Below are 23,891 nucleotides of genomic sequence, written 5' to 3'. Positions count from 1 at the left end.
CGTCTCAAGACGTGGGAGAGTAGGTCGCCGCCAAACCTAGAAAAAACCATACCTCTCTATGCAAAATACGAATATAAAAGCCCCGTCCGGTTCTTCCGGCGGGGCTTTTGTTGTTCTGGATCAAAAATTCCGCGCGGCCTCGGTCAGCAGTTCCAGCATGCGGCGTTGGGCCGTGGTGGGCATCCAGTCGCGGCGCAGCGTGACGCCGATCCTGCGTGTTGGAACATCCGGTTGAATTGGAAGTGGCGTCATCAGGCCGTGTTGAACCTCGGCGGCGGCCTGCCACCCGGAAATGCACCCGAGCATCTCGCTTTGCCGCAGGGTTTCGCGCATCAGGAGGACGGAGCCGCTTTCGATGACGTTTTCCGGCGGTCTCAACCCGTGGTTGGAAAAGACCTCTTCGAATTGACGACGCGCCGGGGCGCCCATGCGGGGGACGACCCAGGGCCATTGGAGCAGACTCGCGATTGTCGGGGCCTTGTCCTTGGTCAACGGATGCCCGGGTCTGGACACGAAACACAAACGGTCGTCGAAAAGTGGACGTTGCTCGACCTCTGCCACCGGTGCGGGATCGCGCAGGGCTCCGATGATCGCATCGACGTCTCCGGCAACAAGCCCGGCCAGGAGATCCTCGTAACGACTGTCGTGCACGATGACCGGCGTTTCGGGGCGTTCCTTCCGGAACGCAACCAGTGCCGCCGGCAGCAGGTTGGATCGCGACAAGGGCAGGGCGCCCAGAACCACGCGCCCGCCTTCGCGTCCATCGAATTCCGCCAGATCCGCCTCTGCCTGGTCCAGTTCGGCGAAGGCGAGTCGCGCGGCCCTGCAAAGCGACAGGCAGGTCCGGCGGGGAACCAACCCGCTGCGTGCGCGATCGAACAGCGAACGGCCAGCCGCGCGTTCCAGATCGCTCACCGCACGGTGGACCGTGGGTTGGGCCAGGCCCAGTTGCCGGGCAGCGAGGGTGACGTTGCCGCTGTTTGCAGTGGCGATCAGGGCAGTCAGTTGGGAGTGGGTTGCGACACGCGACAGGCCGGGGGCAAGGGCGTCAAGGGCCGGGTCCAGCCGGTCGAGCGCGCGCCGGATCCTGGCCAGCAGCACCACGCCGCGTTCCGTCGGAAAGGCTCCGGCGCTGTTGCGATCGAACAAGGGGCTGCCAACCGCGGACTCGACCTTGTGCAAGGCATGGGTGACGGCGGTCTGGGACAGGCCGCTGACCTGGGCCGCTCCCGTCAGAGAGCGGTGTTCTGCAATCGCAGGCAAGAGACGCAGATGTCTCAGGTTGCGCGGGATCGACTGGCCTGTTGTCACGTCAGTTGAACATCGTATTTGGCAGGATCAGCGATATCTGAGGGAAGGCGACAAGCACCGCCAGTGTCGCGATCATCGCCAGCCAGAACGGCAGGACGCCGCGAAAGATTGTCCCCAGCTCGACCTTGGGCGCCACCGATTTGACGATAAAGACGTTGATCCCGACGGGCGGTGAAATCAATCCCATTTCAAGCGTCAGGACCACGAGCACCCCGAACCAGATCGGGTCGATCCCCAGGTCGATGATGACCGGAAAGAAGATCGGCAGGGTCAGCACCAGCATGGCAAAACCTTCGAGAAAGCAACCCAGAACGAGGTAGACAAAGAGGATCACGATGAGGGTGCCGATTGTGCCCGCTTCGAGGCTGGCCAGGAATTCCCCGACGACCGTTGGAATATGGCTGAGCGCCAGGAACGGGTTGATCATATGCGCGGCGATCAGGATCAGCATGACCGTGGCGGTGGTCACGATGCTGTCCTTGGATGCCTCCCAGAACGCGCCGAGCGTCAGGGTGCGGGTCACGATCCCGTAGAGGATCACCAGCCCGGCGCCGACCCCCGCCGCCTCTGTCGGGGAGAAGAGCCCGGCATAGATGCCGCCGATGGTCAGCAGGATCACGACAAGGATGGGCAGCGCGCCCAGCAGCTTGCGGCTCTTCTCATCCATCGTGGTCCGTGGTCCGGCGGGGCCGAAACTGGGCCGTATCCAGCACATCACGGTGATTGTCAGGATGAAGGCGCTGAGCAGCAGCAGGCCCGGCAGAACGCCGGCGAGGAACAACCGACCGATGCTCTGTTCGGTCAGAATGGCATAGATGACAAAGCCGGTAGAGGGCGGGATCAAGATGCCCAGGGTGCCACCTGCGGCGACCACGCCCGTCGACAGGCGCGGATCATAGTCGAAACGGTCCATCTCGCGCAGGCTGACCTTGCCCATCGTCAGGGCGGAGGCGACGGAAGACCCCGACAGCGCCGCGAACCCGCCGCAGCCGATCACCGTGGCCGAGGCCAGACCGCCACGGATCTGGCCGATCACCGCATAGGCCGCATCATACAGCTGTCGGCTCATCCCTGTGACCGTGGCGATATTGCCCATCAGGATGAACAGCGGAATGATGACCAGTTCCGGGTTCGAGGCCAGCGTGAAGGTTTCCGAGGCCAAGAGCCCCATCGCCGCATTCCAGCCGTTCAGGTGCCAGATTCCAAGGAAGCCCACCAGGAACATGGCAAAGGCCACGGGAATACGCAGCATCAGCAGGATCAGCAAAGCCGCGATGCCCATGAGGCCGATGGCGCCAATTGTCATGTGGACTTGCTCCATTCGCCGCGCACGTCGCGTCGGGACAGGGTCAGTTCCACCGCCCGCAACAGCATTCCCAGCGCGGTGAGGGCGGCGAACCCACACAGCCCCCACTGGAACCAGACCTTGGGCAGGCGCAACAGATTGGTGGAGAGGTTCAGCATCTGGCTCAACTTCGCGCTTTCCCAGACGGCCCATGCGATGAAGGCAAAGATCACCGCACCCAGCAGGGCAGAGAAGATGTCGATAATCCGGTTCATCAGCGGTGGATAGGTCTTCTGGAACAGATCGACCGCAATATGGCCGCCGTTGCGGTCACAAAGCGCCATGCCGCCAAAGACAAGCATGACCATGATCATGGTGATCAGGTCCTGGCTGCCGAACATCGGATGGCCGAAGGCGCGCCCGATCACGTCGACCAGGATCACGCCGACCTCGGCAATCAGCGCCAGTGCGCCGATGCCCGCGGACAGGCGGATCAGCCCGTCCGCGGTTTTCCTGAGGGCGTTCAGCACTCACTCGCCCCGCATCTTGGCAAGCGCGGCCTCTCCATTGACCTCGGCGACATAGCCATTGACCACGTCGGCCACGGCATCGGCAAAGGCTTGGGCCTCTTCCGGGCTGAGATCGATCACCACGTTGGTGTCATCCGCGCGGGCGGCCTCCAGCGCGGCATCTGCCGTCGCGTTCCAGGCCATTTCGGCGGATTTGGAGACCTCCATGCCTGCAACGGCGTCGACGGCGGCCTTGGCGTCAGGCGACAGCTTGTCATAGGACGACTGGCCCATCACCGTGTAAAAGGCGAGGCGGCCCAGGTTGGCGCCCAGGGTATAGCTGTTGGCGACCTCGTCTAGTTTGAAGTCCGACAGGGTCGAGGCACCGGTGATCACGCCGTCGATCAGCCCGGTCTGCAGCGCGTTGTAGACCTGGTTGATCGGCATCTGCACCGGCGTCGCGCCCAGGGCCTCGGCCACTTCGGCGGCGGTGGCGCCCGCGACGCGCACTTTCAGCCCTGCAAGGTCTGCGGGGGTGCGGATCTCTACATCCTTCATGATGAAAATATTGGGTTCCGAGGTCCAGAGCGCGATCGGTTTGGCGGCAGGGAACTCTCCCTTGATCTCGTCAAAGGCTGCCCAGAGCGCCTCGTAGCCCGGCTGATCCAGCGGGATGGCATTGGGCATTTCGACGATCATGGTCTTGCCGAACTGCGACGAGGTGTAGCCCGGCAGCCCCCAGACCATGTCGGCCACGCCCTGCACGGCACGGACGTATTGTTCGACCGGGCCCGCGCCCAGTTCGCCGCCGTGATAGCCGCGTACCGTCACCGCGCCATCGGTGGCCGCCGACAGATCGGCGTTCAGCTTTTCGATCACGCTGGCGTTGATGGTGTGGAACGGAGGCGTGAAATTGGCGAATTTCAGCTCCTGCGCCTGGGTGCTCATGGCAGAGGCCACGGCAAGCGCGGCGCCCGCGAACAGATGGGTCATTTTCATTTGATTTTCCTCCCGGTTGGTGCGACCGGCCCTCCCCGGCACGGTCCGTCCCCGGGCAAAGTAGTGCATGACCTTGCCCGGGAAACAAATTCATTCCGCCCGAAGGCGCAGGAATTTCTCTTATTCGGCCGCTTTCGTCCGCCAGCTGTCGGCGTAGTTCTCGCGGGCTTCCTTTGCGTAGGGTGTGGGTGAGACGCGCACGCGGATCTCGGCCTGCTTGTGCTTTTCGGTCGAGGTCTTGGCGGTGTCGTCCGGTTCCCCCCAGCGCAGGGTCAGCACGTCGCCCACCTGCACGTCCTTGTGCACCACGCCCAGGGACAGCATGCAGCGTTCGTTCCAGCTATAGCCGTTGAACATCGACATGCCGACCATCTGGTCGCCCTGCATCACCATGTCGGCGCTGGACGAGGCATAGTTTGGCTGCGGGAAGTCGATCCACTTGTAGGGGGTCCCTTCCTCGAACCCGCTGGCGATGACCTTCAGCACATCCTCGCGGTTCCATTCAAAGGTGACTTTCTTGCGGTGCGCCCCTTCGGCCTTGATCTTCTCCAGCGCTGACTTGCCGATGAAGTCGTCCTTCTTCCAGCCGATGTAGAAGTCATAGCCCAGCTCGAAGGGATTGACGTAGTAGTCCTCGATGTTTTCGCTGACAAAGCTGCCGCCGATGGCGCCCGCCGCCTCGTACATGTCGGCGCCCAGCCAGTCGCGGTAGTCCGCCAGCATGCCGTCGCCGGTGTAGATGCCGGGCAGGGGCGAGGGGATCCAGCCGGATTCCAGCGTGTTGGTCGAATAGGCGCGGCTGCCGCATTGCACGATGTTCACGCCCGCCTCTTTCGCGGATTCCAGGATCACCGAGTGGATGTAGTCCTTGTCCTTGTACGGCCCCCAGACCTCCAGCCCCGGCGCGCCGGACATGCCGTGGCGCAGCGCCTGCACCTTCTTGGAGCCGATGTTGATCCAGTCGACGTGAAAGAACTTGATGTCCGGGATCGGGCCGCCATTCATCTTTTCAAAGATCTTGTAGGCCTCGGGTCCCTGGATCTGATAGCGATAGTGCTCGCGCAGCACGCGCTCGCCCTCGGGTCGGCTGGGGCTGCGGGGGTCGTGGCGCAGGCGCACGTTCCACTTGCCCCAGGCGGCGGCGAACATCAGCCAGTTCGAGGTCGGCGCGCGACCAACCAGGATGTACTTGTCCTCGCGCTCGCGGAAAATGATGTGGTCGCCGATCACATGGCCGTTGGGCGTGACCGGGACAAAGTGCTTGGCGCGGTTCAGATCGAAATTGGCAAACGAGTTGATGCCGTGGTGCGACAGAAATTCCGTCGCCTGCGGACCTTCGACGATGACCTCGTCCATATGGTGGCTCTGGTCGAAAAGCACCGCGCTTTCGCGCCAGGCGGCCTGCTCGTTGCGCCAGTTCTGGAATTCCGGCGTCACCACCGGGTAAACATACATCCCGATCTGCGAATTGCGCAGCATTTCGACCGGGTTGTTCCACTTCTTCATTGCGTCGTTGAGACTGGGCATGGTTGTTTCCTCTCTCCCTGTACCAGTTGTGTCATTCCGCGATCAGCGAGAGGCCGGGCACTCTTTCGGCAAGCGCCGGCTCTTCCATTGTCACGTAATCCAGGTTGTTGCGGGCCAGCCGGGCGTGTTCCCGGGCCAGTGCCTCGGCGCGGCTGCCCTGGCGGTCCATGATCGCCTCATAGATGCCGCGGTGCTGTCTTTGCGCGCGGGTCAGGCTTTCGCGGAAATCGGGGATCAATTCCTGCCCCTGCATGAAGGCCGAGGGCGAGGCCGCCGGCAGGCGTCCGGCGCGGGCGACTTCGCGCGCGACAACGGCACTGCCGGCAAGATTGGCCAACAGGTCGTGGAATTCGCCGTTCAGGGCGACATAGGCCTTGAAGTCCAGCGTGCCGGACACAGCCTCGTCCAGTTGGTTCAGGACCCCGGCCATACGCTCGGCCAGCTCTGGCAGGGCGCCACGTTCGGCGGCCAGACGGGCGGCGGTGCCTTCCAGAACGCCGCGCAGCTCTATCGCGTCGTGGATGTCGGCCTTGGTGAACTGGGCCACCCGGCAACCGCCGGTCTCGATCCGTTCCAGCAGGCCTTCGTCGACCAGCCGGTCCATCGCCTTGCGCAGCGGAGTGCGGGAGAGATTCAGGCGCTCGGCCAGCGCGATCTCGGCCAGACGCTCGCCGCCATCAAAGCTGCCGCTCAGGACGAGCGACCGCAATTCGATGAGGGCGCGCGCGTATTGGGCACTGCGTTCCTGCCGATTCATAGGTCTCCTCCCAAAGTTCAAGGGAAGGTATCTTGTATACATAAATTGTCAACATGGCTCGATTTCGTTTCGTTTTAGCAGTGTGATCGAAATATTGTATACCGCAGTGCGGGCCGTGCCCTGGCGGTCGGAAAATATGCGGTTCTTGCGATGAATCAACGTGCCGGCGCGCGCGGGTGCTAGACTTGCATACTTACCCGGCACACCGGGGCTGCCGGGCGACCCCAGGGGAAGACATGGCGAATCGTGACAGCGGCATGATCATCGGAACGCGACAGAAAGCCATTGGCATGGCAGACCTTGTGGCGCCCACGGCGGGCCCCGACTTGATCTATGGCACACCGCTCGACGACGTCATCGCCGGACTGGCCGGCGATGACGTCATCTACGGGGTCGAAGGTGACGACTCGCTCGACGGGAACGAAGACAACGACTCGCTGGAAGGCGGGCCGGGCAACGATACGCTTGACGGCGGCGAGGGTGACGACACGCTGCGCGGAGGCGAGGATGACGACTGGCTGATTTTTTCCGCAGGGGCGGATGTCGTGGACGGAGGCGCCGGGACAGACACATTCGATCTGACGGGCGTCACCGCCAATGTTGGAATGAGCCTGACATATCAATGGCTAGAGCTCGACGGCATTGGGACCGGCGTCGTTCCGTCGAACCTCGAAACCATCCTGTTGGGTCCGGGGGACGACAGTGTCTCTGCCAATACCGATCTCGATACAAAACTGGACGGTGGAGAGGGCAACGACCGTTTGCTCGGGCTCGAAGGCAACGACACGCTGATCGCCGGGCCCGGTCTGGACGATCTCGATGGCAATCAGGGGGACGATCTTTTGGTTCCAGGTCCCGGACGGGACCTGCTTGTCGGTGGACGAGGGACCGACACTCTCGACTACTCGGCAACCACCCTGGGCTTCACGCTGGACATCAATCCCGGACCCGCCCCCTTGGGCGGTTTGCTTTACTGGTCGATTGTCTCTTCGCCCGATCCAATTGCAGAGATCGACCAGGTCCGAGGCGTGGATTTCGAGGTCATTCTGGGTGGGGCGGGCGATGACCATATCACGGCTTTCCAGACCGGCGTGACGCTTCGGGGCATGGCCGGAAACGACACCCTGACCGGGGACTCAGGCAGCGATTTCATCGAAGGCGGTTCCGGCGCGGACGTGATGGATGGCGGCAGCGGCGGCGACGACACGGTGTCCTTCGACACTGCTTCGGGCGATGTGCTTGTACGGCTGTGGAACGGGCGGCTGGTGTCGGCAGACCCCATCGTCGCGGGGGACACGATCACGGGGTTCGAAAGCGTCTTGACCGGCGGCGGCAACGATACCCTTGAGGGAACCCAGGGTGACAATCTTCTGGTTGGTGGCGCGGGTGATGATCATCTCACCGCGTTTGCCGGTGACGATACGGTCCTGGGCGGGGACGGGGTCGACACGATTCTCGCCGGCGCGGGCAGCGACCTTGTCGATGGCGGGCCAGGCGCCGACGTTCTGAATGGCGGCGGCCTCGTCGGAGACGACACGCTGGACTACAGTGGCAGCACGGCCGCCGTGATCGTCGATCTGGACCGGGGCGGCCAGAGCGCCACCGGCGGCACCGCCACGGGTGACACGATTGCGGAATTCCAGAGCGTCACCGGATCGGCCCTGTTCGGGGATACGCTGATCGGCTCGGACCTGAACAACGTGATGCGGGGGCTGGGCGGGGATGACACGCTGCATGGCCTTGACGGGTTCGACACGATGTTCGGTGGCGATGGTGCCGACGTCATGTACGGCGGTGACGGGGCCGAAGAAATGGACGGTGGCCCAGGTGACGATGTCATCGCCGGGCAGGACCGGGCAGATACGATCCTGGGTGGCGACGGCAATGATACGATCTCGGACGGTCCGGGGTGGGACACGGTGGATGCGGGCTCGGGCGATGATGTGGTCTATGTCGGCTTGGGCCGTGATGTCATAGATGGCGGCCCCGGGATCGACACTGCGAATTTTTCCGTCTTTTCAGAGGCCGTCACCATCAACCTGCTCAACCATGTGGCTGCGGGCGCCTCGGAGTTCACCTTGCTGTCCAATTTCGAGAACGCGACAGGCGGGGGCGGCGACGATCTTGTCATTGGAGACACGCTCCGAAACACCCTGCGCGGCCTGGGTGGCAGCGACACGCTCCTGGGGCTGGACGGTCCGGATCTCTTGCTGGGCGGTACGGGCGGCGACGAGCTCGACGGCGGCGGTCAGTTCGACATCCTGTCGGGGCAAGAGGGGGACGACACGCTGGACGGCGGCGCCCAGGACGACTTTCTGCGCGGAGGAGACGGGGCCGATACCTTTGTATTCACGGAGGTTTTCGGGCAAGACGTCCTCGACGATTTCGGGTTTGGCGGTTCGGATCTGGCCCGGATCATAGGCGCGCCCGCAGGTTACAACACATTCGCCGATTTCGACGTGGACGGCAGCGGCGCCATCAATTCCGCCGATGCCGCGCTGACGGCCAAGGTCACGGTTGGCCCGGGAGGAGAGCTGACCCTGATCTTCGATCCGCTGGGCGAGACCAGCGTGACCTTTTCCGGGGTGACCGCGCTGGTCGCGACCGATCTGGATTTCGCCTGAAGGCTCAGCCGCCGTTCCGGATCATCATTGCGTTGGATCAATGCCGCACTGTCCGTGTGGGCGAGGATTTCCATGCCTGCGTGGGAAAGGCTGAAGCAACAGTAAGGGGGGAAGTATGGCAAATCGCGACAACGGGGTGATCATCGGCAATGCGACTGATGGCAATGATCTGAACAACGGCAGCCTCTATTCCGACTGGCTGCTGGGGCTTGCGGGGAACGATACGCTCAACGGGTACGGCGGCAATGACCTGCTGGAAGGGCAAGGCGGCAACGACCGTCTTCTTGGTGGAACCAACGACGACACCCTGATCGCCGGAGATGGCGCGGATTACCTCGACGGCAGTTCCGGTAACGACTGGCTGGTGCCGGGGCTCGGGCCGGACACGCTCATCGGCGGCACCGATTACGATACGCTCGACTACTCGCTTTCTACTTCGGGTGTGCATCTCGACTTCTCCAACGGCGGGTCTTACTGGGCGGTCTTGTCTTCAACGGATCCGATCGCGGTTGGCGACCAGGTCTCGATGCAGTTTGAGCATGTGGTCGGCGGCTCCGGTAACGATACCCTGATCGGCGGCGAGGCCGGGAACGGGATGTGGGGCGGTCCGGGAGATGACAGGCTGGTCGGTGGGGTTCACCTCAGCGAGATGGACGGCGGCCCGGGATCGGACACGCTGGATGGCTCCTTGAGCGGCTTCGACACGGTACATTTCGAGGATGCCGAGGGCGACGTTCTGGTTCGGCTCTGGAATGATGAGATCGTCGCGACGGACCCGGACTTCGCTTTTGACGTCCTGATCGGCATCGACGGAGTCCGCATGGGGGTAGGCAACGATACGGTCGAAGGAACAAGCGGCATCAACGACCTCTTTGGCGGCCCTGGCAATGACCTGTTGATCGGTCTTGGCGGCGATGACGGGATCGCGGGCGAGGAAGGCGACGACCGGATCCTTGCCGGCACCGGGAACGATATCATCTACGGTGAGGCCGGGCATGATCACCTCGAAGGCTGGGGCGGCAACGACATCATCGAGGGCGGCGCGGGCAATGACGTTCTGGCGGGGCAGCTTGGCAATGACGTTCTGATGGGCGGGCTGGGCAATGACACCCTGTCGGACGGTCCCGGGCAGGATACGCTCTATGCCGAAGGCTGGCACGACGTCGTCTATTCGGGTGAAGGCGACGACAAGCTGGACGGCGGGTTTGGGATCGACACGCTGAATTTCTCGGCCTACGCGACGCAGGTGACGGTGGACCTCGTCGCGGGGACGACCAGCGGGCCGGCTGGCAATGACCGGATCACCGCGTTCGAGAACGTTACGGGCGGCAGTGGCAACGACAGTATATCGGGCGATGCGGGTGGCAACCTGATACGTGGGCGAGAGGGGGCGGACACGCTCAGCGGGCTGGCCGGTCACGACACGCTTGTAGGCGGGCAGGGCGGTGACTCCCTCTCCGGGGGCGCGAGTTTCGACGTGCTGGCCGGGCAGGAGGGAAACGATACGCTGGATGGCGGAACGGACAACGATTTCCTGCGCGGAGGAGACGGGGCCGATACCTTTGTATTCACGGAGGTTTTCGGGCAGGACGTCCTCGATGATTTCGGATTTGGCGGTTCGGATCTGGCCCGGATCATAGGCGCGCCCGCAGGTTACAACACATTCGCCGATTTCGACGTGGACAGCAGCGGCGCCATCAATTCCGCCGACGCCGCGCTGACGGCCAAGGTCACGGTTGGCCCGGGAGGAGAGCTGACCCTGATCTTCGATCCGCTGGGCGAGACCAGCGTGACCTTTTCCGGGGTGACCGCGCTGGTCGCGACCGATTTGGATTTCGCCTGACGGCTCAGCCGCCGTTCCGGATCATCTCCTTGTAGAGCGCCCGGATGCGGTGGAATATCGGTCCCGCCTTGCCGCCGCCGATCACTCGCCCGTCGATCTCGAACACCGGGGTCTGCGCGCCGAAGGTGCCGGTCAGAAACGCCTCGTCGGCGCCATAGGTGTCGACCAGCGAGAAGTTGCGTTCAAAAACGGGAATGCCGTTGTCGCGGCAAATGTCGATCACCTTTTGCCGCGTGATGCCGTTCATGCAGTAGTCCCCGGTCGAGGTCCAGACCTCGCCCTTGCGCACGATGAAGAAGTTGCAGGCGTTGGTCGTGTTCACAAAGCCGAAGGGGTCCAGCATCAGCGCCTCGTCCGCGCCCGCGCGGACGGCGTGGTTCAGTGCGATGATGCAATTCAGCTTGGAATGCGAGTTCAGCTTGGCATCCTGGGTCAGGGGCAATCCCCGGTGGTGCGGCACGGTGAACAGGGAAATGCCCCGGTCGATGACGCTGTCGTCGGGTTTCGAGTGCTCCGCGATGATGACGATCGTCGGGCCATAAACGCTGAGATGCGGATGCTGAAAGGGTTTGCGCTTGCGCCCGCGCGTCACCATCAGGCGGATGTGCACATCTGTGGTCATACCGTTGGCCGCCAGCGTGTCCCAAATGGCCTGCGTCAGCTCTGCGCGCGTCTTGCCGATGTCGAGGTCCAGATAGAGCGCGGCCTCGTAAAGCCGGTCCAGGTGGTCATCCAGGAAGGGGATATTGCCGTCATAAAGCCTCAGCCCCTCCCAGATGCCATCCCCCAACAGGAAGCCGCTGTCATAGACCGACACCCGTGCCTCGTCCCGGTGGACGATCTCGCCGTCGACGTAGATCAGGATGTCATCGTTGCGCACGTCCGGTGCGGCGTCATGCGTCGAAACATGGTCGTCGGTCATCTTGTTCCCCTCTGGTCCGCCGCGATGCTTGCATGGCGCCGTGCCAGAGGAAAGCAGGCTTGCTCCACAGGCGGCGCGTTGGTACTCATCCGGTATGACGGAAAACGCTGACGCCATCTTGGCCAAACTTCCCACCCGCCTGCGCGAGGCACGCCGGGCGCAGGGGCTGTCGCTCGACGCCGTGGCCAAGCTGTCGGGCGTGTCCCGCAGCATGGTCAGTCAGATCGAGCGGGGGGAGTCGTCGCCCACCATCGCCACGCTGTGGAACCTGACCCGTGCCCTGCAGGTCGATTTTGCCGGTCTGCTGGAGGACGCGCCCGCCCGCCAGATCGAGGTGCTGCGCGCCGGGGATGTGCCCACGATCGAAAACCGCGGTGCTGGGTGCACCATCCGCATCCTGTCCCCGCCCGAAGAGGCCGGGCGGCACGAGGTTTACGAGCTGCGCTTTGCCGCTGGCGGTGTACTGGACAGCCTGCCGCACACGCGTGGCGCGCGCGAGCATCTCAGCGTGATCGAAGGCGAGGTCGAGGTTTCAAGCGGTGCGGGATGCGACCGGCTCGGCCCAGGCGACACCGCGCGCTATGCCGCTGACGTGCCGCATCGGATCGCGGCGCTTGTCCCGGCGCGGGCCTTCCTGGTGGTACAGGATGCATGATGCGGCAATATAACGGATAAAAATCCGCGATTCCGAAAATCCCCTATTTCGGAATTCCATCCGTCATGTTAGCGTTTCCGCAATGGAGGCTAACATGACACACCGATTCCTGACCCATCTGACCGAGACCCTGAGCCAGATCGAGGCCGACGGCATGATGAAGCGCGAGCGCCTCATCACCTCGCCGCAGGGCGGTGAGATCATGGTGGATGGCGAAACAAAGATCTGTCTCTGCGCCAACAACTACCTTGGGCTGGCTGACCATCCCGACCTGATCGCCGCTGCCAAGGCGGCGATGGAGCCTAAAGGGTACGGCATGGCCTCTGTCCGCTTCATCTGCGGCACGCAGGACCTGCACCGCGAGCTGGAAACCCGGTTGGCGCAGTTCCTCGGCAAGGACGATTCAATCCTGTTCGCCGCCTGTTTCGATGCCAATGGCGGGCTGTTCGAACCGCTCTTGGGGCCGGAGGATGCGGTGATCTCGGACGCGTTGAACCACGCGTCGATCATTGACGGCATCCGGCTCTGCAAGGCGCGGCGGTATCGCTATGCCAATTCCGACATGGCGGATCTTGAGGCGCAGTTGAAACAGGCCCGCGAAGACGGCGCGCGCTTCATCATGATCGCCACCGATGGTGTGTTCTCGATGGACGGTTACCTGGCGAAGCTGCCGGAGATCACCGCGCTGGCGGAACAATACGATGCGCTGGTCATGGTGGATGACTGTCACGCGACCGGCTTCATGGGGCCGAAGGGGCAGGGGATGCCGGCGCATTTCGGTGTCGACGTGGATATCCTGACCGGCACCCTGGGCAAGGCGCTGGGCGGGGCCATCGGCGGCTATATCGCCGGTCCGCAGCCGGTGATCGACCTCTTGCGCCAGCGCGCGCGGCCCTATCTCTTTTCCAACGCCCTGCCGCCGGCGGTCGTGGCCGCCGGGATCGAGGCGATCCGCTTGGTCGAAGAAGGCGACGATCTGCGCACACGGCTTTTTGACAATGCCGCCTACTGGCGCGCGGGTCTGACGGACCTGGGCTTTGACCTCTTGCCGGGGGAACACCCGATCGTCCCCGTCATGCTGGGCGAGGCGAAGCTGGCGCAGGAGATGGCGGCGCAATTGTTCAATAAAGGCGTCTATGTCTCCGGTTTCTTCTTTCCGGTGGTGCCCAAGGGGCAGGCGCGTATCCGCACGCAGATGAGTGCGGACCTGACGCGCGAGAATCTCGACAAGGCGCTGGAGGCCTTCGGGCAGGTTGGCCGCGATCTGGGGGTGATCCGATGACAAGCAATCAAATGAAGGCATTGGTGAAGGCGAAACCCGAGGAAGGCCTTTGGATGGAGCGCGTCCCGGTGCCCGAGATCGGGCCGGATGACGTCCTGATCAAGATCAAGGCCACGGGCATCTGCGGGACGGACATCCATATCTGGAATTGGGACGACTGGGCACAAAAGACCGTGCCGGTTCCCTTGGTGACGGGGCACGAGTTTGCCGGGGAGATCGTCGAGATCGGCCGCAACGTGGATGACCTGACCATCGGTCAGCGGTGCAGCGGCGAGGGGCACCTGATCGGCAAGCACTCGCGCCAGTCGCGGGCGGGCAAGTTCCACCTCGACCCGGAAACGCGCGGCATCGGCGTGAACGAGCAGGGGGCCTTTGCCCAGTACCTGCGCCTGCCGGCCTTCAACGTGGTGCCGCTGCCGGACAGCATCCCGGACGAGATCGGGGCGATCCTCGATCCGCTGGGCAATGCCGTCCACACGGCGCTGAGTTTTGACCTGGTGGGTGAGGATGTGCTGATCACCGGCGCGGGCCCCATCGGGATCATGGCGGCGGCTGTGGCGCGCCATGTCGGCGCGCGGCATGTTGTCATCACGGATGTGAACCCGGATCGGCTGGCCCTGGCGGGGCAGGTGGCGGACGTGGTGCCGGTGAATGTCGCCGAGGAAGAGCTGAAGGATGTCGTCACGCGGCTGGGCATGAAGGAAGGCTTTGACGTGGGGCTTGAGATGTCGGGCAACCAGCGGGCGCTGGACCAGATGGTCGAGACGCTGGTGATGGGCGGGCGCATCGCGCTCTTGGGTATTCCGCCGGGCAAATCGCCGGTCGACTGGTCGCGGATCGTCTTCAAGGCGATCACGATCAAGGGCGTCTACGGGCGCGAGATCTTTGAGACCTGGTACAAGATGATCGCCATGCTGGAAAACGGGCTGGATGTCAGCCGGGTCATCACCCACCGTTTCCCGGTCGACCGCTTCGAAGAGGGTTTTGCGGTCATGCGGTCGGGCAAGTCCGGCAAGGTCGTGCTGGACTGGGTCTGAGGCAATCCCTGTACGTTTTGTACAAAACGTACAGGGAATCCGGCATTTCGTACAAAGCGGTAAGGTCTAGGTAAGGGGATCAGACCGCGTAGCGCGTCGCGCCGCGGCGGTTCTCGTCCACCGGTTGGGACAGGACCACCGCCTGATGCGCGCGCTGGTCGCAATTGGCGCGGGGACAGACACGGCAGTTGATGCCGATCTCGGCCGCATGTGGCTGCCGGACGTTCAACTCCTCGGCGTAACCGATGCTGCCGACGTGTTCCATCGCGCAGCCCATCGCCACCGCCAGTCGCACGTCCTGCCTGTGGCGGGCAAAGCTGGGGCGGTCCACCGTGCGGGCAAAGACGAAGAACTGCGACCGGTCGGGCATCTCGGCGACCTGCGGTAGAATCAGGCCGGGTGTTCGGAAACAGGTGTGCACCTCCAGCCGGGGGCAGGCGCCGCCGTATTCGGCGAGGTGAAAATCGGTCGAGTTGAATCGCTTGGTGACGTTCCCGGCCTTGTCGATCCGCAAAAAGAAGAAGGGCACGCCCCGCGCGCCGCTGCGCTGCAGCGTCGTGGCGCGGTGGCAGGCCTGTTCGAAACTGACGCCGAACCGGGTGGCCAGGTGGTCGAAGTCGTACTTGCTCTCCAGCGCCTCGGCCAGGAAATGCTCATAGGGCATCAGCACGGCGGCGGCAAAGTAGTTGGCCAGCTCCACCCGGCAACGCGCGCGTCCCTTGGCGTCGGTCAGGCCGCTGCGGCCAAGGATGTCGTCCAGCAGGTCCTTCTGTTCGACCAGGGCGGCCACATGGACCAGTTGGAACACCCGGTTGGGATGGTCCAGCGCCTCGGACAGGCGGACCTCGCGGCGCTCTTCGTCGTATTCCCTGAGCGAGGTCGGCATCTCGGCCACCGGGACCAGCCGAACGCGCAGGTCCATGCGGTGCCGCAGGCGCAGTTTCAGCGCCGGATAGATGTCGTCGGGGGCGACGTTCTCGCCGTACCAAAAGCCCTCGGCAGCCTGTTCCAGTGCCTCGAAGTGATTGCGGTTGCTGCGGAAAAAATTGTGCACCACCGCCTCGGAGGTCTGCGGCAGCACGCGCTGCCCGGTCTCGCCAGAGCTGGCCACGCTCATCAGCTGATCGTTCGTCGCCATGAAGGCGCGGTGCAGTTTCAGAAAGCAGGCGGCCAGGTCGGGGCTATGCGCCAGGGCGGCGCGCAACTGCGGCAGGTCGGGGCGGGCGCCCTCGAACAGCGGGTCCTGCAGGACGGCGCGGATGTCGGCCAGCTGTGCTGTGTCGTCATCCTCGGCGATGTCGCGCCAGTCAACGCCATAAGCCTCGAAAAGCTTGAGCAGGACCGGCACCGAAACGCTGCGCTCGTTCTTTTCCAGCAGGTTCACATAAGAGGTCGAGATGCCCAGGCGTTTGGCCATCTGCACCTGGGTCTGGCCGTGTTCGATGCGCAAGCGGCGCAGGCGGGGTCCGATGAAAGTCTTCATGGTATTTTACAGTATACTAAATTTTACATTTTGACAATTATGGGTGTTTGTAAAATCTCGCATTTACAGCAGGACCCGGCTTTGTTTCCGATTTTCGAATGTATGACGCATGGTGAGTCTCAACCGCAAGGGAGGAGCACCATGCGTACCGGACAGAGCCACCTTTTCATTCCCGGCCCGACCAACGTGCCGGAGACCGTGCGTCAGGCGATGAACGTCCCGCAGCAGGACATGCGCGCCAGCGATTTCGGCGACCTGACCCTTGGCCTGTTTTCCGACCTCAAGCGCGTGTTCAAGACAGCGACGGGTGAGGTCATGCTTTTTCCCGGCTCCGGCACCTCGGCCTGGGAGGCGGCGATCACCAACACGCTGAACCCCGGCGACAAGGTTCTGATGGCGCGTTATGGCCAGTTCTCGACCCTCTGGGTCAAGATGGCCGAAATGCTGGGGCTGGACCCCGTGGTCGTCGACCTGCCCTGGGGCGCCAGCGCGCCGGTGGGCGAGTTCGAGCGCATCCTGGGCCGCGACGTACATGACGAGATCAAGGCCGTCTTCGTCACCCACAACGAGACCGCGACCGGCGTCGTCTCGGACGTGGCGGCGGTGCGTCGCGCGCTGGACAGCACCTTTCACGACGCGCTTCTCTTTGTCGACGGGGTCTCTTCGATCGGCTCGATGGATTTCCGCATGGACGACTGGGGCGTCGACCTGGCCGTGACCGGCAGCCAGAAGGGCATGATGATGCCTGCGGGCCTGGGCATCCTGGGGGTCAGCCAGAAGGCGCTGGAGGCGTCGAAGACCGCCACCATGCGCCGCGCCTACTACGATTTCGCTGACATGCGGGCCTTCAACGCCGATGGCTACTTTCCCTACACCCCGCCGACGCCGCTGCTGCACGGGCTGCGCGCGGCGCTGGACCGGATCTTTGCCGAGGGGCTGGAGGCTGTCTTTGCCCGCCATGCGCGGCTGGCCGAGGGCGTCCGCCGGGGCGTGCAGGCCTGGGGTCTCGATCTGGTGGCCGAGCATCACAGCTATTACTCGAACACGGTCAGCGCGATCCGCGTGCCCGAGGGCGTGGATGCCCGCGAGGTGCTGCGCATCGCCTACGACGATCTGAATACCTCCTTCGGGTCCGGTCTTGGCCGGCTGAACGGCAAGGTCTTCCGCATCGGCCACCTTGGCGACTTCAACGAAGGTATGGCGCTGACCGCGCTCAGCCTTGCTGAACTGGCGCTGATGCGGGCAGGCGCCGCCGTGGTGCCCGGATCCGGCGTCGGCGCCGCCCAGGCCTGGTTCGCAGGCGACATCGAATATCGGCAGCCCCTCGCGGTGGCCGCCGAGTAACCCAATCCCGATACCCGGGACCTTTTGAGCGCGCCCCGCAAGGGCGCGGCCGGTCCCCTCATGCTTTGAAGAAAGGTGAAATCCATGTCTCACACCCTGCACCCGCTGCGCAAGCAACGCCTGCACCGCTCCGAACTGGCGGTGCCCGCCTCCAACCCCGGTATGGTCGAAAAGGCCGCCGACAGCGCCGCCGACTATGTCTTTCTGGATCTCGAGGATGCGGTGGCCCCGCCCGAAAAGGATCAGGCGCGCAAGAACGCGGTCGAGTTGCTGAACGACATCGACTGGGCCGGCAAGGGCAAGACCGTTTCGGTGCGGATCAACGGGCTGGATACCCATTACATGTACCGCGACGTGGTCGATATCATGGAAAAGGCCGGCGACCGGGTCGAGACGATCCTGGTGCCCAAGGTGGGTGTGCCCGCCGACCTTTACATGGTCGAAGCGATGATCAACCAGATCGAGCAGGCCTGCGGGCTGACCCATCGCGTCGGCCTTGAGGCGCTGATCGAAACCGCGCTGGGCATGGCCAATGTCGAGGCCATCGCGCAATTCGGCGGGCGGCTGGAGGCGCTGCATTTCGGCGTGGCCGACTACGCCGCCTCGATGCGGGCGCGCACGGTGAACATCGGCGGGCTGAACCCGAACTATCCGGGCGATCAGTGGCATGCCTCGATCACCCGCATGGTCATCGCCTGCCGCGCCTACGGGCTGCGCGCCATCGACGGGCCCTTTGGCGATTTCGCTGACGGCCAGGGCTTTGTCGACGCCGCGCGCCGCGCCGCCGCGCTGGGCTGTGAGGGCAAGTGGGCCATCCACCCCAGCCAGATCGCGATGGCCAACGACGTTTTCAGCCCGCCCGAGGCCGAAGTCACCAAGGCCGAACGCATCATCGAAGAGCTCAAGGCCGCCGAGGCCGCGGGCAAGGGTGCTGCCAGCCTCGACGGCAAGATGATCGACGCCGCCAGCGAAAAGATGGCCCGCAACGTGATCGACGTGGCCAAGGCGATTGCCGCCAAGGGCACCGGCATCGCCGCAGAATAACCCGCGCAGAGGGAGGATAGAATATGGACATTCATGAACATCAGGCCAAGGAAATCCTGAAGAGCTTTGGCGTCCCCGTGCCGCGCGGCGGCCTGGCCTATTCGCCGGAGCAGGCGGCCTACCGCGCCCGCGAACTGGGCGGGAACGCCTGGGTCGTCAAGGCGCAGATCCACTCTGGCGGACGCGGCGAAGTGGGCGGCGTCAAGGTCTGCAAGTCGGAGCAGGAAGTGGCAGACTTCGCCCGCGGCCTGCTGGGCCAGCAGCTTGTCACCAAGCAGACCGACGCGAACGGCAAGGGAGTTTTCCGGCTCTGGGTCGAGGAAGCCTCGGACATCGCGCAGGAGCTTTACCTGGGCTTTGTTTTGGACCGGAAGACCGAGCGCATCATGATCGTCGCCTCCGGCCACGGCGGGATGGAGATCGAAGACCTGGCCGAGGAAGATCCCGACAGCTTGGTGCGGTCGGTCGTCGATCCGGCGGTGGGGCTGGCCCTGTACCAGGCGCGCGAGCTGGGCTTTCGCCTGGGGCTGGAACCCAAGCAGGTCGACCAGTTCTCGACCTTCCTGCGGGCCTGCTATCGCGCCTATCGCGACCTGGATGCGATGATGGTCGAGATCAATCCGCTGGTCATCACCGGATCGGGCGACCTGGTGGCGCTGGATGCGAAAATGTCCTTTGATTCCAACGCGCTGTATAAGCATCCCGCCATTGCCTCCCTGCGTGATCCGTCCCAGGAGGACCCGCGCGAGGCAACTGCCTATGACAACGGGCTGGCCTATGTCGGCCTGGATGGCGACATAGGCTGTATCATCAACGGGGCCGGTCTGGCGATGGCCTCGATGGACATGATCCAGCTGGCCGGGGGGGAACCTGCCAACTTCCTCGACATCGGCGGAGGCGCTTCGCCCGAACGGGTCTGCCAGGCCTTCCGCACCGTCCTCTCGGACCGGAATGTGGCGGTGATCCTCGTCAACATCTTCGCGGGCATCAACCGTTGCGACTGGATCGCGAAGGGGGTGATCCAGGCCTACAAGGAAGTCGGCATCGAACTGCCTGTCGTGGTGCGCCTCAGCGGCACCAACGTCGAGGAAGGGCAGAAGATCATCCGCGAAAGCGGCCTGCCGATCATCTCTGCCGACACGCTGGAAGAAGCGGCGGAAAAGGCCGTCGCCGCCCGCCCGCAAACCATCGCCGCCGAATAAGGAGCCCGGACAATGGCAATTCTCATCACCGAAGATACCAAGGTCGTCGTGCAGGGGCTTTCCGGCCGGATCGGCCAGTTCCACGCGCAGGAAATGATCGAATATGGCACCAAGGTCGTTGCCGGCGTCACCCCCGGCAAGGGCGGCAGCACCGTCCTGAACCGCCCGGTCTTCAACACCGTCCGCGAGGCGGTGGAGCAGACCGGCGCCGAGGCCTCGCTGCTGTTCGTGCCGCCGCCCTTCGCCGCCGACGCGATGATGGAGGCCGCCGACGCGGGCATCAAGACGGCGGTCTGCGTGACCGACGGCATCCCGGCGCAGGACATGATGCGGGTGAAACGCTTTCTCCGCCGCTACCCGCGTGACCGCAAGATGCGCCTGATCGGGCCGAACTGCGCGGGCATCATCAGCCCCGGCAAGGGCTTCATGGGGATCATGCCGCCGCATATCTACATGCCGGGCCGCATTGGCATCGTCGGACGCTCCGGCACCCTGGGTTATGAGGCGGCCAGCCAGATGAAGGCGCTGGGCATCGGGATCTCGTCCTCGATCGGCATCGGCGGCGATCCGATCAACGGGTCGAGCTTCAAGGACATCCTCGAACTCTTTGAAAACGATCCGGAAACCGATGCTGTCATGATGATCGGCGAAATCGGTGGCCCGCAAGAGGCAGAGGCAGCCGCCTATGTCCGCGACCACATGACCAAGCCGGTGGCGGCCTATATCGCGGGTCTTGCCGCGCCCAAGGGGCGGCAGATGGGGCACGCGGGCGCGATCATCAGTGCCTTTGGCGAAAGCGCGCAGGAAAAGGTCGAGATCCTCTCCTCTGCAGGCATCACCGTGGCGCCGAACCCCTCTGCGATGGGGCGGACGATGGCCGAAGTCCTGGGCATGAAGGCTGCGGCATGAGCGCCGCGTCCCTCGTGGAGCCGGACTATACGGACTGGATCGGTCGCAGCGAAACCCGCGAGGGGGGCGTCACGCCCAACCTCGCGGGGATGCTGAACGCCGCGGTCAGCCATGACCTGTCTCCGGTCCGTGACGTGCGGGCCGGAATGGAGCTGCCAAGCCTCTGGCACTGGGTCGCTTTTCCGGAATTTGTCCCGATGAGCGAACTGGGCGAGGACGGGCACCCGGCGCTGGGTGGATTCCTGCCGCCCTTGCCTTTTCGCCGCCGCATGTGGGCGGGTGGTGACGTCCGCTTTGGCGGCGTCTTTCACGTCGGAGAGCGGCTGACCAAGGTCTCGACCATCCGGGCGGTGACGCAGAAGGAAGGCAAGACCGGGCCGATGGCCTTTGTCACCGTCGACCATGTGACCACCGGGGAACAGGGCGGCGTGATCGAGGAAGAGCAGAATATCGTCTACCTCGACATCCCCAAGACCTTCCGCCCTCCGCGGCAGGTGCCGGTGCCCGAGCGGACGGCCTACGATGAGCGCGTGCCGATGAATGAGGTTCGGCTTTTCCGTTATTCAGCAGCGACTTACAATGCGCATCGCATCCACTATGACCTGCCTTACGCGCAGCAGGTGGAAAAGTACCCGGCGCTGGTCGTGCATGGGCCGATGCAGGCGACGATGGCGATCGAAGCGGCAGAGCGGCACACCGGCAAGGCGCCGTCGCGGTTCAAGTATCGCGTCGTGCACCCGATGTTCCACGATTCCGACCTGCGCCTCGTGGGCGCCCTGGACCCGGCGGGTGGGGCCATAGAGGTCGGGACCGCCACCTTCGAGGATTACCTCGGGCTTCAGGCAAGAATGGAGTGGGAGACATGAGCGGCATTCTGGACGGCATGCGCGTGGTCGAAAGCTCGGCCTTCGTGGCGGTGCCCCTGGCGGGCATGACCCTGGCGCAGATGGGCGCGGACGTGATCCGTTTCGACCTGCCGCAGGGCGGAATGGACTATAAGCGTTGGCCTGTAACATCCTCCGGAGAAAGCCTTTTCTGGGCCGGGATGAACAAGGGGAAACGCTCTGTCGCGCTGGACGTGAAAAGCCCGCGCGGGCGCGAGATCGCGCAGGAAATCATCTGCGCCCCGGGCGAGGACGCGGGGCTGTTCATCACCAACCTCGCCGCGAAGGGCTGGACCGATTACGAGACGCTGCAAGCCCGCCGCAAGGACCTGTGCATGGTCTCCTTGCGGGGCGATCGGCACGGGAGGCCGGCGGTGGACTACACGGTGAATCCCAGCCTGGGGTTCCCGATGGCGACGGGTCCGGAAGGGACGTCCGACCCGGTGGCGCATGTCCTGCCGGCCTGGGACTGCATCGCAGGAAACATGGTGGTCTCCGGCCTTCTGGCTGCGGAAAGAACGCGCCTTCGCAAAGGGTTGGGGCAGTTTGTTGATCTGACACTCAAAGACGCGGCGGCGGCAATGCTGGGCAACCTTGGCATCATCGGCGAGGTCGCGGTCAACGGGACCGACCGGGCCAAGGCGGGCAATTCGCTTTATGGCGCTTACGGGCAGGACTTCGTCTGTGCCGACGGGCGGCGCGTCATGGTGATCGCCCTGACCCCGCGCCAGTGGAGGAACCTGATGAAGGTCACCGGCACCGAGCAGGACATGGGCTACCTGGCAGCACGGCTGGGCGTGGACCTGATGCAGGAGGGAGCCCGCTGGACCTATCGGGCCGAGATCACAAAAGTGCTGGCTCCTTGGTTCGCACGGCGCAAGGTGAGTGATTTTGCATCGGATTTCGACAAGGGTGGCGTGACTTGGTCGCAGTTCCGCAGCTTTGCCCAGGCCCTGCGCGAGGACGCGGACCTGACGACCGAGAACCCGATGTTCTCGGAAATCGAGCAGCCGGGGATCGGCCGGTACCGGGTGCCCGGTTCGCCGTTCAGTTTCGCCGGAATCGACCGCGAGGTGCCGCGCCCGGCCCCGCAACTGGGTCAGCACACCGAGGAGATCCTGGCCGATGTCGCGAAACTGTCCGACGGCGAGATCGGCAAGCTGATGGATGAGGGCGTGGCGGTGCAGCCGCGCGGCGATTTTCGTCTGGCCTCGTGAGTAATTCTTTGTGACATGGTGGTCAGGTCGCTCCCCGCCAAACAGAAGATCTGACCATAACGCCCCGGGAAACAAAGGTTTCCCGGGGTTTTCTGTGTCATGTCCGGGCCAGTCGTCCAACCATTGCCGCGCTGCGGACGGTTTCCGAGAAATGGCGGAATTGCTCGGACAAGGGGCTGGAGTTGCGCCAGACCATGCCGATGGTGCGTGTCGGCTGCGGCTCGGCAAAGCGGGCGATGGACACGCGGGCGGCAGGGGTTTCGACCGGCACCGCCATTTCCGGGATCAGGGTTACACCCAGGCCGGCCCCCACCATCTGCACCAGCGTCGTCAGCGAGGACCCGTCCAGTCCGTCGCGCGGCGTGGCGGAACTGAGCTTGCAGAAACTCAGCGCCTGGTCGCGAAAGCAATGCCCTTCTTCCAGCAGCAACAGGCGCATCTTTTGCAGCGCTTCTCCGTCTGGCACGGGCGCGTTGGCCTCGGCCTCTGGCCGGACGAAGACAAAGCTTTCATCGAAGAGCGCCACCTCGTGCAGGCCGGCCTCGCCGACCGGAAGGGCAAGGATGGCGGCGTCGATCTTGCCTTCGTGCAATTCGCCCAACAACCGGGGGGTGAGCGTTTCGCGCACATGCAGGTCAAGCCCGACGTGGTTGCGGTTCAGCTCGGCAAAGAGGGCGGGCAGCAGGTAGGGGGCGACGGTCGGGATCACGCCCAGCCGCAGGCGCCCGACCAGGTCGCCTTGTGCGGCGCGGGCGAGGTCATCGAATTCGTCGACCGCGCGCAGGATCTCCACCGCCCGGCTGAGGCAGGCCTCGCCCAGGGCCGTCAGCCGCACTTGTCGGGCGCCGCGTTCGAAGAGGGGGGCGCCCAGGTCGGCCTCGAGGTCGCGGATCTGCACCGAGAGTGCGGGCTGCGAGATCGAACAGGCTGCGGCAGCGCGCCCGAAATGGCCGTGCCGGGCGAGTGCCTCGAAATAGCGGAGTTGGCGGAGTGTCAGATTCTTCATAGGGAAAAGTTATTGCGATGATGAGAAAATACAACTTAAACATATGGTCGG

The 23,891-nt window shown here is 64.1% G+C and carries 20 protein-coding genes; 11 read left to right on the top strand and 9 right to left on the bottom strand.

Annotation, left to right across the window (positions count from 1 at the left end; genetic code table 11):
• Positions 1–120: 120 nt before the first annotated feature.
• From KZZ07_RS24015 to KZZ07_RS23990, 6 genes are all read right to left on the bottom strand, one after another.
• The gene (locus KZZ07_RS24015; RefSeq protein WP_300535392.1) at positions 121–1,311 is read right to left on the bottom strand and encodes a LysR family transcriptional regulator; all 1,191 of its coding nucleotides are present in this window, start codon (positions 1,309–1,311) and stop codon (positions 121–123) included.
• A gap of 1 nt (position 1,312) precedes the next feature.
• The gene (locus KZZ07_RS24010) at positions 1,313–2,617 is read right to left on the bottom strand and encodes a TRAP transporter large permease (RefSeq protein WP_219518451.1); all 1,305 of its coding nucleotides are present in this window, start codon (positions 2,615–2,617) and stop codon (positions 1,313–1,315) included.
• Positions 2,614–3,126: a TRAP transporter small permease gene (locus tag KZZ07_RS24005; protein WP_219518449.1), complete on the bottom strand. Its 513-nt coding sequence runs from the start codon at positions 3,124–3,126 to the stop codon at positions 2,614–2,616. Before KZZ07_RS24005 ends, KZZ07_RS24010 begins: the two co-directional genes overlap by 4 nt.
• On the bottom strand, positions 3,127–4,104 hold the full coding sequence (locus KZZ07_RS24000; RefSeq protein WP_219518446.1) for a TRAP transporter substrate-binding protein: 978 nt from the start codon (positions 4,102–4,104) through the stop codon (positions 3,127–3,129). It abuts the gene before it with no gap.
• A gap of 120 nt (positions 4,105–4,224) precedes the next feature.
• The gene (gene ligM, locus KZZ07_RS23995; protein ID WP_219518443.1) at positions 4,225–5,631 is read right to left on the bottom strand and encodes a vanillate/3-O-methylgallate O-demethylase; all 1,407 of its coding nucleotides are present in this window, start codon (positions 5,629–5,631) and stop codon (positions 4,225–4,227) included.
• Positions 5,632–5,662: 31 nt separating this feature from the next.
• The gene (locus KZZ07_RS23990; RefSeq protein ID WP_219518440.1) at positions 5,663–6,388 is read right to left on the bottom strand and encodes a GntR family transcriptional regulator; all 726 of its coding nucleotides are present in this window, start codon (positions 6,386–6,388) and stop codon (positions 5,663–5,665) included.
• A gap of 236 nt (positions 6,389–6,624) precedes the next feature.
• Between KZZ07_RS23990 and KZZ07_RS28015 the strand changes: the two genes are divergently transcribed.
• Both KZZ07_RS28015 and KZZ07_RS23980 read left to right on the top strand, forming a co-directional pair.
• Entirely contained in the window at positions 6,625–9,012 is a 2,388-nt protein-coding gene (locus KZZ07_RS28015) for a calcium-binding protein (RefSeq protein WP_219518436.1), read from the top strand.
• A 115-nt stretch (positions 9,013–9,127) separates the two neighbouring features.
• The gene (locus KZZ07_RS23980) at positions 9,128–10,855 is read left to right on the top strand and encodes a calcium-binding protein (protein ID WP_219518422.1); all 1,728 of its coding nucleotides are present in this window, start codon (positions 9,128–9,130) and stop codon (positions 10,853–10,855) included.
• Between the two features lie 4 nt (positions 10,856–10,859).
• Here the strand turns inward: KZZ07_RS23980 and KZZ07_RS23975 are convergent, their stop codons facing one another.
• Positions 10,860–11,777: an aminotransferase class IV gene (locus KZZ07_RS23975; RefSeq protein WP_219518418.1), complete on the bottom strand. Its 918-nt coding sequence runs from the start codon at positions 11,775–11,777 to the stop codon at positions 10,860–10,862.
• Positions 11,778–11,871: 94 nt separating this feature from the next.
• On the opposite strand from KZZ07_RS23975, the gene KZZ07_RS23970 reads away from it, so the two are divergent.
• The 3 genes from KZZ07_RS23970 to tdh all read left to right on the top strand — a co-directional run bounded on the left by KZZ07_RS23970 (position 11,872) and on the right by tdh (position 14,751).
• Positions 11,872–12,432, top strand: coding sequence for a helix-turn-helix domain-containing protein (locus KZZ07_RS23970; protein ID WP_219518415.1), 561 nt, complete (start codon positions 11,872–11,874; stop codon positions 12,430–12,432).
• Positions 12,433–12,526: 94 nt separating this feature from the next.
• On the top strand, positions 12,527–13,714 hold the full coding sequence (locus tag KZZ07_RS23965) for a glycine C-acetyltransferase (protein ID WP_219518412.1): 1,188 nt from the start codon (positions 12,527–12,529) through the stop codon (positions 13,712–13,714).
• Positions 13,711–14,751: an L-threonine 3-dehydrogenase gene (tdh, locus tag KZZ07_RS23960; protein WP_219518409.1), complete on the top strand. Its 1,041-nt coding sequence runs from the start codon at positions 13,711–13,713 to the stop codon at positions 14,749–14,751. The genes KZZ07_RS23965 and tdh overlap by 4 nt, the downstream gene beginning before the upstream one ends.
• A 79-nt stretch (positions 14,752–14,830) precedes the next feature.
• On the opposite strand, the gene KZZ07_RS23955 is transcribed toward tdh, so the two are convergent.
• Entirely contained in the window at positions 14,831–16,234 is a 1,404-nt protein-coding gene (locus tag KZZ07_RS23955) for a helix-turn-helix domain-containing protein (RefSeq protein WP_219518406.1), read from the bottom strand.
• A gap of 141 nt (positions 16,235–16,375) precedes the next feature.
• On the opposite strand from KZZ07_RS23955, the gene KZZ07_RS23950 reads away from it, so the two are divergent.
• From KZZ07_RS23950 to KZZ07_RS23925, 6 genes are all read left to right on the top strand, one after another.
• Entirely contained in the window at positions 16,376–17,578 is a 1,203-nt protein-coding gene (locus tag KZZ07_RS23950) for a pyridoxal-phosphate-dependent aminotransferase family protein (protein WP_219518403.1), read from the top strand.
• A gap of 84 nt (positions 17,579–17,662) precedes the next feature.
• Positions 17,663–18,622, top strand: a complete 960-nt coding sequence (locus KZZ07_RS23945; RefSeq protein ID WP_219518401.1) for an HpcH/HpaI aldolase/citrate lyase family protein — start codon at positions 17,663–17,665, stop codon at positions 18,620–18,622.
• Positions 18,623–18,645: 23 nt separating this feature from the next.
• The gene (locus KZZ07_RS23940; RefSeq protein ID WP_219518399.1) at positions 18,646–19,824 is read left to right on the top strand and encodes a malate--CoA ligase subunit beta; all 1,179 of its coding nucleotides are present in this window, start codon (positions 18,646–18,648) and stop codon (positions 19,822–19,824) included.
• 12 nt (positions 19,825–19,836) lie between these two features.
• Positions 19,837–20,733: a succinate--CoA ligase subunit alpha gene (gene sucD / locus KZZ07_RS23935; RefSeq protein ID WP_219518396.1), complete on the top strand. Its 897-nt coding sequence runs from the start codon at positions 19,837–19,839 to the stop codon at positions 20,731–20,733.
• Entirely contained in the window at positions 20,730–21,599 is an 870-nt protein-coding gene (locus KZZ07_RS23930) for an HTD2 family dehydratase (protein WP_219518383.1), read from the top strand. The genes sucD and KZZ07_RS23930 overlap by 4 nt, the downstream gene beginning before the upstream one ends.
• Positions 21,596–22,834: a CoA transferase gene (locus KZZ07_RS23925; protein WP_219518382.1), complete on the top strand. Its 1,239-nt coding sequence runs from the start codon at positions 21,596–21,598 to the stop codon at positions 22,832–22,834. Before KZZ07_RS23930 ends, KZZ07_RS23925 begins: the two co-directional genes overlap by 4 nt.
• Positions 22,835–22,931: 97 nt before the next feature.
• Here KZZ07_RS23925 and KZZ07_RS23920 read toward each other — a convergent pair whose 3' ends face one another.
• On the bottom strand, positions 22,932–23,840 hold the full coding sequence (locus tag KZZ07_RS23920) for a hydrogen peroxide-inducible genes activator (RefSeq protein WP_219518381.1): 909 nt from the start codon (positions 23,838–23,840) through the stop codon (positions 22,932–22,934).
• Positions 23,841–23,891 lie beyond the last annotated feature (51 nt).

Origin of the sequence: Mameliella sp. CS4 (assembly GCF_019392335.1) — a bacterium.
In the GTDB taxonomy this organism is placed as follows: Bacteria; Pseudomonadota; Alphaproteobacteria; order Rhodobacterales; family Rhodobacteraceae; genus Antarctobacter.
This window is presented reverse-complemented; position numbering and strand designations above follow the sequence as displayed.